The organism is Citrobacter tructae, assembly GCF_004684345.1.
GTDB classification, from domain to species: domain Bacteria; phylum Pseudomonadota; class Gammaproteobacteria; order Enterobacterales; family Enterobacteriaceae; genus Citrobacter; species Citrobacter tructae.
The window spans coordinates 4,198,125-4,213,676 of the sequence record NZ_CP038469.1; the positions used below are offsets into that span (position 1 = coordinate 4,198,125).

The window sequence follows — 15,552 nt, forward strand, 5'->3', positions numbered from 1 at the left end:
GGGTGTAAACCGGAACTTTCCGCCGCTGACTTTCTTCCTTTACTTGCATCCGGCAACTAACTTTGGATAATGCCCGTTTTCAGAACTCAATCACAAGCAGACTAAACTTTTATGAAGAACGACGTCATTTCACCGGAATTTGATGAAAACGGCCGCCCTCTGCGCCGGATTCGTAGTTTTGTTCGTCGCCAGGGGCGACTGACCAAAGGGCAAGAACACGCGCTGGAAAACTACTGGCCGGTGATGGGCGTTGAGTTCAGCGAAGAGCCGGTAGATTTTTCCGCACTGTTTGGCCGCGACGCTCCGGTGACGCTTGAGATCGGTTTTGGCATGGGTGCTTCGCTGGTGGCAATGGCTAAAGCGCGCCCGGAACAGAACTTCCTCGGCATTGAGGTACACTCTCCGGGTGTTGGCGCGTGCCTGGCTTCGGCCCATGAAGAGGGTGTCGAAAACCTGCGTGTGATGTGTCACGACGCCGTTGAAGTGCTGCATAAAATGATTCCTGACAATTCTTTATCTATGGTTCAGCTGTTTTTCCCTGACCCATGGCATAAAGCACGTCATAATAAGCGCCGTATCGTTCAGGTACCGTTTGCTGAGCATATCTTAAGCAAGCTGAAACTGGGCGGTGTGTTCCACATGGCAACAGACTGGGAAGCCTACGCGGAGCACATGCTTGAAGTGATGTCCTCCATTGATGGGTATAAAAACCAGTCAGAGAGTAACGATTATGTACCGCGCCCGGAATCGCGCCCGGTAACCAAATTTGAACAACGTGGTCATCGTCTTGGCCACGGCGTATGGGACTTAATGTTCGAGAGGGTGAAATAATGGCAAAGAACCGTAGCCGTCGTCTGCGTAAAAAAATGCACATCGACGAATTCCAGGAAGTAGGATTTTCGGTTGCATGGCGTTTCCCGGAAGGTACAACCGGCGAGCAGGTCGATCAAATCGTTGATGACTTTATCAATGAAGTTATCGAACCGAACAAGCTGGCCTTTGACGGCAGCGGCTATCTGGCCTGGGAAGGTCTGATCTGCCTGCAGGAAATCGGCAAATGTACTGAAGAACATCAGGCAATTGTGCGTAAGTGGCTGGAAGAGCACAAACTTGAAGAAGTGCGCACCAGCGAACTTTTCGATGTTTGGTGGGACTAAGTAGCGAAGGGCCGGCAAATGCCGGCCCGATTTGTATTGAGGGATAGATATGATGCGCAAAACGCTGCTGGCGGCACTCCTGACGTTTACGGCGATGGCCGCACATGCTGATTATAAGTGCAGCGTCACCCCGCGTGACGATGTGATTTTGAGTCCGCAAACGGTGCAAGTGAAGGGTGAAAACGGCAACCTGGTTATTACACAGGCTGGTGATGTCACCTTCAACGGTAAACAGTACAACCTGAATGCCGCACAACGTGAGCAGGCAAAAGATTATCAGGCGGCGTTGCGTAGCAGCCTGCCGTGGATTGATGACGGTGCCAGAGAGCGCGTTGAGAAAGGTCGCGTAGCACTGGATAAAATCATCGCCAAAGAAGTCGGTGAAAGCAGTAACATGCGTGGGCGTTTAACCAAGCTTGATGCCCAATTGAAAGAGCAGATGAACCGGATCATCGAGCATCGTACTGACGGTCTGACCTTCCATTATAAGGCGATTGATCAGGTACGTGCTGACGGACAGCAACTGGTGAATCAGGCGATGGGCGGTATCCTACAGGACAGCATCAACGAAATGGGCGCCAAAGCTGTACTCAAAGGTGGCGGTAACCCGCTGCAGGGCGTGCTCGGTAGCCTTGGTGGTTTGCAAACCTCGATTCAGAACGAATGGAAGAATCAGGAACAAGACTTCCAGCAATTTGGCAAAGACGTTTGCGCCCGTGTGGTGACGCTGGAAAACGATCGTAAAACGCTGGTTAGCACTCTGAAATAATCTTCACCTCTTTTTAACGGCACAGAAACATTCTGTGCCGTTTTATTTTGTACTTTTCTGTCTTTTTGATATCCATCTCTAAGAATAACAATTTCATGGAAATATAAATCTGGTTAATTGGATTGCGTCACATTATTCATCTACGAGATAGACATAATGCAGCAAATTCAAGTAACTGGAGAGATAACATGGAGTTTTTCAGGAAAACGGCACTGGCTGCACTGGTTATGGGATTCAGCGGCGCGGCACTCGCCTTACCTAATATCACCATTCTGGCTACTGGCGGGACGATTGCTGGTGGTGGTGATTCCGCAACAAAATCTAACTACACGGCTGGTAAGGTTGGCGTAGAAAATCTGGTCGATGCAGTGCCGCAACTGAAAGATATTGCCGTCGTTAAAGGCGAGCAGGTGGTGAATATCGGCTCTCAGGACATGAACGACGACGTCTGGTTAACGCTGGCGAAGAAGATCAATACCGAGTGTGATAAAACCGACGGCTTCGTGGTGACTCATGGTACGGATACCATGGAGGAAACCGCGTATTTCCTCGATCTGACCGTCAAGTGCAATAAGCCGGTGGTACTGGTGGGCGCAATGCGTCCGTCTACAGGCATGAGCGCCGATGGCCCGTTCAACTTGTATAACGCAGTGGTGACGGCGGCTGATAAAGCCTCTGCCAACCGCGGCGTACTGGTGGTGATGAACGACACCGTACTGGATGGTCGTGACGTGACTAAAACCAACACCACTGACGTTGCTACCTTCAAAGCAGTGAACTATGGCCCGCTGGGCTATATCCATAACGGCAAAATCGACTACCAGCGTACTCCTGCGCGTAAGCACACGACCTCTACACCGTTCGATGTATCTAAGCTGACTGAACTGCCGAAAGTCGGAATTGTTTACAACTACGCTAACGCCTCCGATCTGCCGGCAAAAGCGCTGGTCGATGCCGGTTACGCCGGGATTGTGAGCGCCGGTGTGGGTAACGGTAACCTGTATAAAACCATTTTCGATACGCTGGCAACTGCCGCGCATAAAGGAACCGTTGTCGTGCGTTCTTCTCGCGTACCGACCGGTGCTACCACGCAAGATGCAGAAGTTGATGATGCGAAGTACGGATTTGTGGCTTCTGGCTCGCTGAACCCGCAAAAAGCCCGCGTGCTGCTGCAACTGGCGCTGACGCAGACCAAAGATCCTAAACAGATCCAGGAAATGTTTAATCAGTATTAATCAAATTACCCCGGTCATTTGGCCGGGGTTCATTCTTTATATACATCAGTTAATTCCGCAAAATAGTATCATTTATCATAATAACCATTGTGATTATATTGGGTGGAAGCCCACGAATGAAACAACAATGGATTGCTGGAATTGCATTGCTGACGCCAGCCTCAACGTACTGCCAGGCTGACGATATAACCCCGCCAACAGACAATATTCTTAAAGACCAGTTTTATGCAGACTTCAACGGTCTGATGCGACTGGATAATATCTCGTTAAAATTGATTAGTGCTGAGGGCAATCGGGCAACCTAGTCTGCAGAGGGCGATATGTCCGCTACGGAAGATCTCTATAACATAGCAGGGATGGCGGGCGATTATAACTTTATGGAAAAAACTGGGTTAAAGGACGTCTGGTTAAGTTTTCGGCTATGGTGACATCCGTTGGCACGCCCGTTTCAGGATGGAGGACGGAGTTTTTTTCCCTGCAGACAGCGGCAAAAGATATAGGTTATCCACTGCCAAAAACGGAAAATAAAGATAAATACCTCGTGATTACTGACAGCAATTTTTACCCGAAGCTGGCTAAGATAGAGGCCAGTTTTCATGATAAAAAAGTTGTACAAGAAAAAGCTCATAGCCAGATGGAGCAAATAGAAAAACAGATTGCTGAAAGGCATTATTAAATAAACCCGTAGCCCAGTAGCGCTACTGGGCTCGACATCCATGTGCCTGTCAGCACATGGATGTCATTACTCCGCCAGGAACAATTCCAGTAGTGAGTTTAAAAACAACTTACCGTGCTGGGTAATTTGCCAGTACTCCTCGCACTCCGTCAGGTACCCCTGTGCGATAGCCTCATCAATCTCTTTACGAATCACCTCTTCAGCAAGCCCGGTGTAGTGCGTGAATTCCGCACGCGGTGCAGCCTCAAGCAACCGAAAGCGGTTCATAAAGAACTCGAACGGTTTATCGGCCTGTGCCACATCGCGCTGGCTTTCCAGATAGCGCCCCTGCATGTAACCGCGCGGATGCCGCGTTTTGGTTGTGCGCAGGATGCGTCCGTCCGGGAAGGTGACTTTGCCGTGCGCGCCGCAGCCAATGCCAAGGTAGTCGCCAAAACGCCAGTAATTCAGGTTGTGTTGACACTGATAGCCCGGCTTAGCATAGGCTGAGGTTTCGTACTGTTGATACCCGGCGGCGGTCAGCAACCGGTGGCCTTGCTCAAAAATATCCCACAGCGCGTCATCGTCTGGTAACACCGGTGGCCGGGAGCCAAACAGGGTATTGGGCTCGATGGTGAGCTGGTACCAGGAGAGGTGCGGCGGATTAAGCGCAATGGCCTGCTGTAAATCGCCCAGCGCTTCTTCCAGCGTTTGATCGGGCAAGCCGTGCATCAGATCGAGGTTAAAGCTGCGTAGCCCCAGACCGTTCGCCAGATGTGCCGCGCGTTTAGCTTCTTCTGGTCCGTGAATACGTCCCAGACGCTCAAGCTTAGTGGCGCTAAAACTCTGTACTCCAATAGAGATCCGGTTTACCCCGGCGCGTTGATAATCAACAAAGCGATCGGCTTCTACTGTTCCAGGATTGGCTTCCATCGTGATTTCAGCATCTGCCGCCAGATTCAGACGTGCCCGCACGCCATCCAGCAGCGTTTGCATTGCCGGCCCGGAAAGCAGGCTCGGCGTACCGCCACCAATAAAAATGGTCTTTATCTCACGGCCCTGCGCGTAGGCAACGTCGGCATCCAGATCGCTCAGCAGATGCCCAACGTAATCATCATGGGGAACTTCGCCCTTTAACGCATGCGAGTTGAAATCGCAGTAGGGGCATTTCTGCACGCACCACGGGATGTGAATATAAAGACTCAGCGGTGGCAGCTTAACCATTACGCAGCGCATCCAGCAGCAGCTTCAGCGCCTGTCCACGGTGTGAGATGGCACTCTTCTCTTCGCGAGTCAGTTCGGCTGCAGTTTTACCCTCAGACGGCACAAAGAAGATGGGGTCGTAGCCAAAACCGCCGTTTCCGGCAGGCTCACGGGTAATGATGCCCGGCCAGCTTCCGTGGCAAACAACAGGCGTTGGATCGTCGGCGTGGCGCATATAGACGAGTACACAGTGGAACTGCGCCTGACGTTTCTCGTCTGGGATATCCTGCAGAGTGTGCAGCAGTTTTTCCAGATTCTGTCTGTCAGTCGCATCTTCACCAGAATAGCGGGCAGAATAAATCCCCGGTGCGCCGCCGAGGGCGTTAACCGCCAGGCCGGAATCATCGGCAATGGCTGGCAGGCCGGTGATTTGTGCGGCATGACGGGCCTTCAGAATGGCGTTCTCAATAAACGTCAGACCGGTTTCTTCTGCGGAATCAACGCCCAGATCCGTTTGGGCAACGACATCAAGCCCGAAATCGCTCAGGAGAGAGGCGAGTTCACGCACTTTACCGGCATTACCGGTTGCGAGGACAACTTTTTGCATGGGATACCTAATCAGTTAGCGCCGCAATTTCTGGCGGGATCTGTTGCGGATGAATAATTTTAACCTGTTTATGGCGGCCAAGCTCTCCCTTCTCAATGACGACCTGGCTTTTCGCTACGCGGAACTGTTTGCCGAGAAATTTCACCAGATGGCTGTTGGCTTGCCCATCGACCGGCGGGGCGGTAATGGCGACTTTTACTTCGTCGCCATGTAAACCCACAATACTGTCACGGCTGGCTTTAGGCTGAATGTAGAGCCGTAAAACCAGACCGTCATCGCAGGGTGTTACGGCACTCATAGCGCCATCCACAGCCCCGGCAGCAGCATGTTGCCTGTCGCTTGTAAAACTTCTGCGATCCCCATGTTGATGACATAGAGCAGCAGAACCAGGATCATCGGAGAGAAATCGATCCCACCCATTCCCGGAAGGATACGACGAATAGGACGCAGCAGCGGGTCCGCCAGTTGAATCAGCACGTATTCCACAGGGCTACGGCCCTGGCTGACCCAGCTCATAATCGCCATTACCAGCAGTACCCAGAAAATCAGCAGCCCGATAGTCTTCAGGACAATCAGTACGGCAGCGATCCAGATAATGGGCTGGAACGTGACCACTTTGAACAGCACAATGGCCTTGATAAAGCTTAGAACGAGCGCGACTAATGCTGATGCGCTGTCAATTGGCCCCATCGGGGGAATAATACGGCGTAACGGCCCAATAATAGGCTGAGTGATTTTCACAATAAACTGCGAGAACGGGTTGTAGAAATCGCAGCGAGACCATTGCATCCACACGCGCAGCAGCAGCGCCATGGTATACAGCTCAATTACCGTTGAGAGCAGGAAGGTCAACGTATTCATGGTGTTCCTTAGTTTTCCTTATTTTTTAGTGTAATCACGAGCACCAAAAATGGCAGTGCCGATGCGCACCATCGTGCTACCCGCCGCGATGGCGGCATCCATATCATCAGACATCCCCAGTGAGAGCGTGTCGATACTTGGGTAGCGTGTTTTCAACCCGGCAAATGCTACAGCCATTTGCTGTGCAACTTCAAACTGCCTTACATAATCTGACTCTGGCGCCGGAATCGCCATCAGCCCACGCAGGGTAATGCGCGGTAGTGCGGCGATTTCAGCGGCCAGTGCATCAAGCTCCGCCAGAGGAATACCTGACTTGCTGTTCTCATCGCTGATATTAATCTGGATAAGCACATTCAGCGGCGGTAAATCTGCCGGGCGCTGTTCACTTAAACGGACGGCGATGCGCAGACGGTCTATCGTATGACACCAGTCAAAATGTTCAGCGACTAGACGACTTTTGTTGGACTGCAGCGGGCCGATAAAGTGCCACTGCAGACCGGTAGCATCGTTTTCTTTGAAGTAGCGGATCTTGTCCACACCTTCTTGAACATAGTTTTCACCAAAGGCTTTCTGTCCGGCAGCAATGGCTTCTTCGATGGCGCTCGCAGGTTTGGTTTTGCTCACTGCAAGTAACGTAACTTCTTCTGAAGACCGCCCGCAACGCGTCGCGGCGGCTGAGATTTTGTCCCGGACATGTGCCAGGTTATGCGCGATATCGTTCATTTTCCGAGGATGTTCATATGAATATGGAAGAAATAGTGGCCCTTAGTGTAAAGCATAACGTGTCGGATCTACACCTGTGCAATGCATGGCCTGCGCGCTGGCGCATATGTGGAAGGATGGAAACCGCACCGTTTACCGCGCCTGACGTGGATGCGCTGCTATTGAGCTGGCTCAGTGAGCAACAACAGGTACAGTGGCGGGAAAATGGCCAGGTTGATTTTGCCATCGCGTTGGCAGATTCCCGGCGTTTGCGGGCTAGCGCATTTGCCCATCAGCAGGGAACTTCGCTGGCGCTGCGACTGTTGCCAGTTGCTTGCCCGCAGTTAGATGAGCTCCAGACGCCCGCTGTTTTGCCAGAACTGCTGCACAGTGAAAACGGATTGATTCTGGTGACAGGGGCAACGGGCAGCGGTAAGTCGACGACGCTGGCGGCGATGGTGGACTATCTTAATCAACACGTTGAAGGACATATTCTGACTCTGGAAGACCCGATTGAATACCGCTATACCAGTCAGCGTTGTTTGATCCAACAGCGTGAGATTGGTGTGCACTGCACCTCTTTTGCTGCCGGTCTTCGAGCCGCATTACGTGAAGATCCGGATGTGATTTTGCTGGGGGAGCTGCGCGATGGCGAGACCATTCGTCTGGCGCTCACCGCAGCGGAAACCGGGCATTTGGTGCTGGCAACGTTGCATACACGCGGTGCGGCGCAGGCGGTGGAGCGGCTAGTGGATACGTTTCCCGCGCAGGAAAAAGATCCGGTGCGTAATCAACTGGCGGGTAGCTTGCGGGCGGTGCTTGCGCAAAAGCTGGAGGAAGATAAGCAGGGAGGGCGCGTGGCGTTATTCGAAATGCTCGTCAACATACCTGCCGTCGGCAATCTGATCCGTGAAGGGAAAACTCACCAGTTACCCGGTGTGATACAAACCGGGCAACAGGTGGGCATGCAGACGTTTGCACAGAGCCAACAGCAGCGGCAGGCGCTGGGGCGGCTTTAGTAGCCCTGCTCGAAATAGCTTTCAAGGATAATAACGGCAGACGCGGAGTCTACTTTGCCTTTATTCAGCGCGCGGTATCCGCCTTGCTCAAACAAGCCGGAACGTGCTTCGACGGTGCTCAGACGTTCATCGTGCAGTGTCACTGTGACGCCAAAACGGCCGTGAATGCGGTTGGCAAACTTGCGTGCGCGTGCGGTCAGCGGCTGCTCGGTGCCATCCATATTAAGCGGCAGGCCAACAATGATTTCATCCGGTTGCCACTCTTTCAGCAGGCGTTCAATCACGTTCCAGTCCGGCGTACCGTCCTGAGCTTTGATGGCGGGCAGCGGTCTGGCTGTGCCGGTAATGCGCTGACCAATCGCCACGCCAATACTTTTGGTACCAAAATCAAAGGAGAGTAATGTTTCGCTCATTATGCGTGTCCCGCCACGCCAGGCATGGTCAGGATATCTATCCCGATAAGTTTGGCCGCGTCGCGCCAGCGGTCGGCGATCGGCGTTTTAAACAGAACGTTGAGATCGGCGGGAGCGGTGAGCCAGGCGTTATCCAGCAACTCTTGCTCCAGTTGGCCTTTTTCCCATGATGAATATCCCAGGGCGACCAATACTTCAGAAGGTTGTTCCTGAGTACCCAAGGTTTCCAGCACATCTCGGGATGTCGTGATAATGGTGTTGTCCGAAATGCGAATACTGGATGCAAAGCGTGAAGGCGGGGTATGGAGAATAAACCCACGGTCTTCAGCCAGCGGGCCGCCGAGCATTACGGGTTTATCCAGACGGATCGCCGGATCGCGCGCCTCAGGGGTGATCTTCAGCTTTTCCAGAATCCCTTCAATCTGTAAGTTTTCGAGGGGTTTATTGACGATAATCCCCATTGCGCCGTTTTCATTATGTTCGCAGATGTACACCACGGAACGGCGGAAAATTGGATCCTGGAGAGCAGGCATGGCAATAAGAAAGTGATGCTGTAAATTCATTGTCAGAGGTTCTGTTTCCTGGTTCAAAAAAGCAACAGCGCCCAGTATGCGTACAAACAGGAGCGCTGTCACTATTAGTATTGGTAGGGTCCCTTCTACCGGCGAGTTCTTTTATTTTTGCAAACGGGCTTCAATGGCATCCATCAGCATGCCGGTAATGGATACCGGGAACTCCGCTTCAATTTCGCGAATACAGGTTGGGCTGGTGACGTTAATTTCCGTCAGGCGATCGCCAATGATGTCCAGACCGACAAAAATCAAACCTTTCGCTTTCAGCGTTGGCCCAATGCGACGTGCAATTTCCCAGTCACTGTCGGTTAATGGGCGCGGTTCGCCACGACCACCGGCGGCCAGGTTCCCACGGGTTTCGCCGCCCTGCGGAATACGCGCCAGGCAGTACGGAACGGGTTCGCCATCGACCACCAGCACGCGTTTGTCGCCGTCTTTAATCGCTGGCAGATAGTTCTGTGCCATACAGTAGCGAGTACCGTGCTCGGTCAGCGTTTCGGCAATGACGCCGAGGTTCGGATCGCCTTCTTTCACGCGGAAGATAGACGCCCCGCCCATGCCGTCCAGCGGCTTGAGAATGATATCGCTGTGTTTTTGCCAGAAGGCTTTCAGCTGCGCTTTGTTACGGGTGACCAACGTTTCTGGTGTCAGGTCGGCGAACCAGGCGGTAAACAGCTTTTCGTTGCAATCGCGCAGGCTTTGCGGTTTGTTGACGATCAGCGTCCCTTGCTCTTCTGCACGCTCCAGAATATAGGTGGCGTAAATAAACTCGGTATCAAACGGCGGATCCTTACGCATCAGAATGACGTCCAGGTCAGCCAGCGGGAGATCCTGCTCGCTGTTGAACTCATACCATTTATCGTAGTTCTGCTCTACGCTCAGGGTACGCGTGTGGGCGCGGGCTTCACCATTGATCAGATAAAGATCGGCCATCTCCATATAATGAAGTTCGTAACCACGACGTTGTGCTTCCAGCAGCATAGCGAAGCTGGAATCTTTCTTGATGTTGATGCTTGCGATGGGGTCCATCACGATGCCGAGCTTGATCATTGTTCTTCTCCGTTAAAAGCCCAACCTCTTAGGCTATTTTTCTTGCCAGTTTAAACCTGGGCAGTGCTCGCAATCCTCACGTACTGTGTGTACGCTCCGGTTGCTGTGCGCTGTCCGTGTTCAAACTAGCTGCGACAATTCGCCTAAAAGGGCGGTCTTAGCCCAGATCGCCAAAACGCACCTGTAGCGCGGTAATGGCGGTGAGAGCAGTTGTCTCAGTACGCAGAACGCGAGGTCCTAGCAGAATATCAGTAAACTGATAACGTGCGGTCATGGCAATTTCATCTGCCGACAGCCCACCTTCTGGGCCAATCAGCAATCGGATGCGCTCCACCGGTAGCGGCAGCGTATTAATACTGGCGTTGGCGCGTGGATGAAGGTTTAGTTTTAACCCCTCGTCCTGTTCGGCACACCACGCTTCCAAATCCATTGCCGGGCGAATTTCAGGCACCCGGTTACGACCGCACTGTTCGCAGGCGGCAATAGCAATTTTCTGCCACTGCTGGAGCTTCTTGTTCAGACGTTCACTGTCCAGTTTAACGCCGCAGCGCTCAGAAAAAAGTGGCGTAATGAGGCTTACACCCAGTTCGATCGATTTCTGGATAGTAAATTCCATTTTTTCGCCGCGCGACATCACCTGGCCCAGGTGGATATGCAACGGCGATTCACGGTCGTCGAGTTCAGCGTTAATTACCTTCACATCCACGCTTTTCTTACTGGCGTGAGTGATTTCGGCGTCAAATACCTGGTTGCTGCCGTCAAACAACTGTAGCGCCTGGCCTGGCCCCATACGCAGCACGCGGCCGATATGGTTGGCGGCATCTTCACACAGTGAAATTTGGCTGCCGGAGGAGAGTGGTTCAGGGTGATAAATGCGAGGAATGCGCATAGTTAACCATCCGCGTCATGGCCCTGACCGACAAAACGGCAGGGCATGGGTTAAAAATATTGACGCTAGTGTAGGTTAGCTCTTTTGCGCCTGGCAAGCGCGTTGCACGTATGGGTTATGGTTCCCCTGTACCTTCGCAATGCGTTCGTCGCGCTCGCACTCCCAGTCGGTCACCGGATATTGCTTATTCCAGACATTGAAAAGCTGGGTTTGTTGGCGGGAGAGTGTCAGGTCGTACTGGTCGCGCATGTAAAAATAGGTACGCGCAATGGCTCCTCGGGCGCGGGCTGGCGGCTCGGCAACTTTCTCTTTGAAATCGACCTTCATGTCGCACTGTCCGTATTGACCCTCGCCACCGTTCCACTGGCTGTACATGAAGTTTGCACGATCGCCATTCACTTCACCCACTGCCGGTTGCAGGTTATGCATATCACTTTCCATCTTGCGATAGACTGGATCTTTGGCGCAGTTTTTGCGTCCACCATCCTGCCAGCACTGGCGCTGATGACCAAATTGCCAGGCTGGCACGACGTGTTCCCACTCAATTCGACTGGCGCGGTTTTCGTTTTTTCGCACTTTATAGCCGCAGGATTCGAGGTCAACGACCCCTTTTTTGCCTTGCCAGTTAATTTTACAGCCGCAGTAAAAATCGCCTGGCGCATCAGCGTTAACTTTGACGCCCGCTGCTTTTGCCTGAGAAAAACTGTTGATGCCTTCGGCGAAAACCGGGCCTGAAAACGCAGCGGCTAATATGGCCGCTGCAAAAGAAAGATTACGGTACATCACGAGCTCCGTGTCAAAACGAGCCCGCAACGTAGCGAAAGTTGTTCTTGTATGCAATCAGCTAGATCAGAAAAGTTCCTGATAATTAGGAATATTATTCGGCAACCAGTGGTTCACCGCAGTGGACGCAGCGGTAGGTTGCTTCGCCGCGCACAATGCGGTTATGACGGCGAACGGTCAACTGGTGTTCCTGGCACTTGCAGCGGTAGGTAAAGGTATTGCGCTGCACGGATTGCAGTTCGAACTGATGCGTGCGTCGGGCCGGAACGCCCAGCACGCTCTCCATCATCCATTTCCACTCTTTACCGTGCGGCGGTACGCGACCAAAGTGTTTCCATACCAGCAAGTGCGCTAGCTCATGCGGCACAACCTCGTTAACAAACGCCTCGACGTTCTCCAGCAGCAGTACCGGGTTAAGGCGAATTTCGTAACTTTGTAGCCACGCGGTACCCGCAGCAGTACCGCGCTGTTGGTACACCAGCTTTGGTTCAGGGTAATTGCGTTCGAGCCTGAGATTGGCCTGAGCGAGTTTTTCCCGCAGGCTGCGCATAACGGCTTGCTGCGTGGCGATGGGAAGACGGGAGATTTTCATAACGCCAGAGGATAGTGCGACAGGAAAAGGACTGCAAGAGGAAGGCTTCCTCCCGCCAGGGGAGGAAGCTGCAGGTGATTAGTCGTGTGCGCCAATTTCGCGCAGTTTACGACCTTTCATCAGGTTACGTTCAATGTGTTCCAGAGAGACATTTTTGGTTTCCGGAATCAGCCACAAGGTCAGGAAGATGAACAGGACGTTCAGACCGCCGTAGACCCAGAAGGTGTTGGCGCTGCCCAGCGAGTTGAGCATCGTCAGGAAGGTTGCGCCGACGATCATGTTGGCTATCCAGTTGGTGGCGGTAGAGCAAGTGATACCGAAATCGCGGCCTTTCAACGGCTGGATTTCAGAACACAGTACCCAAATCAGCGGACCGGCACTCATTGCGAAGCCAACGATAAACATCAGCAGCATCAGTACGGCAAAGTACTGGGCGGCAGCAGAGTGGATACCAATGTGCATCATTGTGCCCAGCACACCCATACCCACAGCCATCACGATAAAGCCGAGGATCAGCGTAGGCTTACGGCCCCAGCGGTCAACCAGGCCAATGGCGATAAAGGTGGCCAGCACGTTGGTCAGGCCAACGATAACGGTGCCCCACATCTGCTCAGTGGTATTGGTATAGCCCGCCAGTTCAAAGATTTTTGGCGCGTAGTACATGATGACGTTCATCCCGGTGAACTGCTGCATCACCTGTAACAGCACGCCAAGGAATACCGCGCGGCGGAAGTTGCTGTTTTCTTTAAACAGCGCCCAGCCGCTTTGTTTTACCTGCAGGCTTTCACGAATTTCATCCAGCTCGCGTTTGGCTTCTGCACTGGTATCGCGCAGACGCAACAGCACGCGTTCAGCATCCACGAAGCGACGTTTAGCGGCGAACCAGCGCGGACTGTCCGGCAGGAAGAACACGCCAACCAGCAGCAGCAGGGCAGGAATGATGATCACGCCCAACATCCAGCGCCATGCACCGCTATAGCTAAAGGCGGTATCGGACAGGTAGGCACCGAGGATCCCGATGGTGATCATCAACTGATACATGGAGATCATGCTGCCACGAATTTTCTCCGGCGCGATTTCAGACAGATACAGCGGCGCGGTGTAGGAAGCAACACCCACAGCCAGACCCAGCAGGACACGGGAGAGCAGCAGCACTTCCACGTTAGGCGCGGCGGCGGAGAACAGTGAACCGGCGACAAACAGGATCGCGCCGATCATCAGGCTTTTTTTACGGCCCAGTTTGAAGGAGAGCCAACCGCTGCCGACAGCACCAACGGCTGCGCCAAACATCATGGAGCTGACCACCCATTCCTGAGTGTGCGGGGTAATTTGAAACTCATCGGTGATGAACGGTAACGCACCGGCAATAACACCGATATCCAAGCCAAAAAGTAATCCTGCGAGGGCTGCCAGAAAGCAGACAAAAAATGTCATGGCTTTGTTGGAACGCCCCTGTTTTTTATTACCAGGCATGATGCCCTCCGGTTGGGTAACTTATTTTGTTGATGTTAAGGGTAGGTGAGTACGGAGTAAAAAAATGCGAATCACATCACATTAGTGTAATCGTTTACACGGCTATTTAGGTGGGTTATGTATTAATAGATTGAAATATAAGTAGTTTAATAAAAATAAAGGGTGAGTGATTGCCTGGAATTAAGACAATGCTGAAAAATAATGTAACATCAATGAAAATGCAGAAACAAAGGGATGTAAAACCAGTGCTGAAAGATAACGGTTGAATGTAATCGCTTTCATTTGTATTGGTGGTCAGAGAGAAACAGAAGAGAGGGGAAGGTGCAGGCAAAAAAAAGACCAGCCTTCAGGCTGGTCTTGGTAAGCGGTCAGTCTTCAGTCATTACTTCAGACCGGCAGCATCACGCAGCAGTTGCGCTTTGTCGGTTTTTTCCCATGGGAAATGTTCGCGACCAAAGTGGCCGTAGGCTGCGGTTTCTTTGTAGATCGGGTGCAGCAGATCCAGCATCTGGATCAGGCCGTACGGACGCAGATCGAAGAACTCGCGTACCAGCAGGGTCAATTGCTCAGAAGGCACTTTTTCAGTACCAAACGTTTCAACCATGATAGAGGTCGGTTCAGCCACACCGATAGCGTAGGACACCTGAATCTCACAACGGTCAGCCAGACCTGCGGCAACGATGTTTTTCGCGACATAGCGGGCTGCGTAGGCAGCAGAACGGTCAACTTTAGACGGATCTTTACCCGAGAATGCGCCGCCACCATGACGAGCCATGCCGCCGTAGGTATCCACGATGATCTTACGACCGGTCAGACCGCAGTCACCCATTGGGCCACCGATAACGAAACGACCAGTCGGGTTGATGAAGAACTTGGTCGATGCGGTCAGCCACTCAGTCGGCAGTACCGGCTTGATGATCTCTTCCATCACCGCTTCTTGCAGTGATTTCTGGTCGATATCTTGAGAGTGCTGAGTAGACAGAACAACTGCATCAATACCGACAATTTTGCCATCGTCATACTGGAAGGTGACCTGGCTTTTCGCATCCGGGCGCAGCCAGGACAAGGTGCCGTTTTTGCGCACTTCAGCCTGACGCTGCACCAGACGGTGAGCATAGGTAATCGGTGCCGGCATCAGCACGTCGGTTTCGTTGGTAGCATAACCAAACATCAGACCCTGGTCGCCTGCGCCTTGTTCCAGTGGGTCGGCACGGTCAACGCCCTGGTTGATATCCGGGGACTGTTTACCAATCGCGCTCAGTACCGCACAAGAGTTGGCATCAAAGCCCATGTCGGAATGCACATAGCCAATTTCGCGAACCGTATTACGCGTGATCTCTTCGATATCGACCCATGCGCTGGTGGTGATTTCACCGCCAACTAAAACCATACCGGTTTTGACATAGGTTTCGCAGGCGACGCGTGCTTTCGGATCCTGTTCGAGGATTGCATCCAGCACGGCATCAGAGATTTGGTCAGCGATTTTGTCAGGATGCCCTTCTGATACGGACTCGGACGTAAAAAGGTGTTTTGCCATATTTAATTTCACCTAAGGAGAATTTGGTTAGCTCA

Annotated in this window: 18 protein-coding genes and 1 pseudogene; 6 read left to right on the forward strand and 13 right to left on the reverse strand. The window is 52.5% G+C overall.

Going from position 1 to position 15,552, the window contains the following annotated elements:
* The first annotated feature begins 111 nt into the window (after positions 1-111).
* The 5 genes and pseudogenes from trmB to E4Z61_RS20790 all read left to right on the forward strand — a co-directional run bounded on the left by trmB (position 112) and on the right by E4Z61_RS20790 (position 3,837).
* Complete coding sequence (trmB, locus tag E4Z61_RS20770) at positions 112-831, forward strand: tRNA (guanosine(46)-N7)-methyltransferase TrmB (protein ID WP_135324361.1); 720 nt, start codon at positions 112-114, stop codon at positions 829-831.
* Complete coding sequence (locus E4Z61_RS20775; RefSeq protein WP_135324362.1) at positions 831-1,157, forward strand: YggL family protein; 327 nt, start codon at positions 831-833, stop codon at positions 1,155-1,157. Before trmB ends, E4Z61_RS20775 begins: the two co-directional genes overlap by 1 nt.
* Positions 1,158-1,206: 49 nt before the next feature.
* Positions 1,207-1,926, forward strand: coding sequence for a YggN family protein (locus E4Z61_RS20780; RefSeq protein WP_135324363.1), 720 nt, complete (start codon positions 1,207-1,209; stop codon positions 1,924-1,926).
* Between the two features lie 188 nt (positions 1,927-2,114).
* Positions 2,115-3,161 (forward strand): L-asparaginase 2, encoded by a 1,047-nt coding sequence (gene ansB / locus E4Z61_RS20785; RefSeq protein ID WP_135324364.1) that lies wholly within the window; start codon positions 2,115-2,117, stop codon positions 3,159-3,161.
* 116 nt (positions 3,162-3,277) lie between these two features.
* A pseudogene (locus E4Z61_RS20790) lies at positions 3,278-3,837 on the forward strand (DUF1202 family protein).
* Positions 3,838-3,903: 66 nt separating this feature from the next.
* Here E4Z61_RS20790 and hemW read toward each other — a convergent pair.
* The 5 genes from hemW to E4Z61_RS20815 are packed head-to-tail and all read right to left on the reverse strand — an operon-like array spanning position 3,904 to position 7,210.
* Positions 3,904-5,040: a radical SAM family heme chaperone HemW gene (gene hemW, locus E4Z61_RS20795; protein ID WP_135324365.1), complete on the reverse strand. Its 1,137-nt coding sequence runs from the start codon at positions 5,038-5,040 to the stop codon at positions 3,904-3,906.
* Positions 5,033-5,626: an XTP/dITP diphosphatase gene (locus tag E4Z61_RS20800; protein ID WP_135324366.1), complete on the reverse strand. Its 594-nt coding sequence runs from the start codon at positions 5,624-5,626 to the stop codon at positions 5,033-5,035. Before E4Z61_RS20800 ends, hemW begins: the two co-directional genes overlap by 8 nt.
* Positions 5,627-5,633: 7 nt before the next feature.
* On the reverse strand, positions 5,634-5,924 hold the full coding sequence (gene yggU / locus E4Z61_RS20805) for a DUF167 family protein YggU (RefSeq protein WP_003027101.1): 291 nt from the start codon (positions 5,922-5,924) through the stop codon (positions 5,634-5,636).
* Entirely contained in the window at positions 5,921-6,487 is a 567-nt protein-coding gene (locus E4Z61_RS20810) for a YggT family protein (protein ID WP_003825417.1), read from the reverse strand. The genes yggU and E4Z61_RS20810 overlap by 4 nt, the downstream gene beginning before the upstream one ends.
* Before the next feature lie 18 nt (positions 6,488-6,505).
* A complete protein-coding gene (locus tag E4Z61_RS20815) occupies positions 6,506-7,210 on the reverse strand; it encodes a YggS family pyridoxal phosphate-dependent enzyme (RefSeq protein ID WP_135324367.1) in 705 nt (234 codons plus the stop codon).
* 17 nt (positions 7,211-7,227) lie between these two features.
* Here E4Z61_RS20815 and E4Z61_RS20820 point away from each other — a divergent pair, with 17 nt between their 5' ends.
* Positions 7,228-8,208, forward strand: coding sequence for a type IV pilus twitching motility protein PilT (locus E4Z61_RS20820; protein WP_135324368.1), 981 nt, complete (start codon positions 7,228-7,230; stop codon positions 8,206-8,208).
* Here the strand turns inward: E4Z61_RS20820 and ruvX are convergent.
* The 8 genes from ruvX to metK form a co-directional block, all read right to left on the reverse strand.
* Positions 8,205-8,621, reverse strand: a complete 417-nt coding sequence (ruvX, locus tag E4Z61_RS20825) for a Holliday junction resolvase RuvX (protein ID WP_135324369.1) — start codon at positions 8,619-8,621, stop codon at positions 8,205-8,207. The genes E4Z61_RS20820 and ruvX overlap by 4 nt on opposite strands.
* Positions 8,621-9,184 carry a YqgE/AlgH family protein gene (locus tag E4Z61_RS20830; protein ID WP_205746873.1) on the reverse strand — a complete coding sequence of 188 codons (564 nt, stop codon included), beginning with the start codon at positions 9,182-9,184 and terminating at the stop codon, positions 8,621-8,623. The genes ruvX and E4Z61_RS20830 overlap by 1 nt, the downstream gene beginning before the upstream one ends.
* 111 nt (positions 9,185-9,295) lie before the next feature.
* Entirely contained in the window at positions 9,296-10,243 is a 948-nt protein-coding gene (gene gshB / locus E4Z61_RS20835; protein ID WP_135324371.1) for a glutathione synthase, read from the reverse strand.
* 157 nt (positions 10,244-10,400) lie between these two features.
* The gene (gene rsmE / locus E4Z61_RS20840; RefSeq protein WP_135324372.1) at positions 10,401-11,132 is read right to left on the reverse strand and encodes a 16S rRNA (uracil(1498)-N(3))-methyltransferase; all 732 of its coding nucleotides are present in this window, start codon (positions 11,130-11,132) and stop codon (positions 10,401-10,403) included.
* Between the two features lie 75 nt (positions 11,133-11,207).
* Positions 11,208-11,915, reverse strand: coding sequence for a deoxyribonuclease I (gene endA / locus E4Z61_RS20845; protein ID WP_135324373.1), 708 nt, complete (start codon positions 11,913-11,915; stop codon positions 11,208-11,210).
* A 94-nt stretch (positions 11,916-12,009) separates the two neighbouring features.
* Positions 12,010-12,507 carry a SprT family zinc-dependent metalloprotease gene (locus E4Z61_RS20850; protein WP_135324374.1) on the reverse strand — a complete coding sequence of 166 codons (498 nt, stop codon included), beginning with the start codon at positions 12,505-12,507 and terminating at the stop codon, positions 12,010-12,012.
* Positions 12,508-12,585: 78 nt separating this feature from the next.
* Positions 12,586-13,980 carry a galactose/proton symporter gene (gene galP / locus E4Z61_RS20855; RefSeq protein ID WP_135324375.1) on the reverse strand — a complete coding sequence of 465 codons (1,395 nt, stop codon included), beginning with the start codon at positions 13,978-13,980 and terminating at the stop codon, positions 12,586-12,588.
* A gap of 382 nt (positions 13,981-14,362) precedes the next feature.
* Positions 14,363-15,517, reverse strand: a complete 1,155-nt coding sequence (metK, locus tag E4Z61_RS20860) for a methionine adenosyltransferase (protein ID WP_135324376.1) — start codon at positions 15,515-15,517, stop codon at positions 14,363-14,365.
* Positions 15,518-15,552 lie beyond the last annotated feature (35 nt).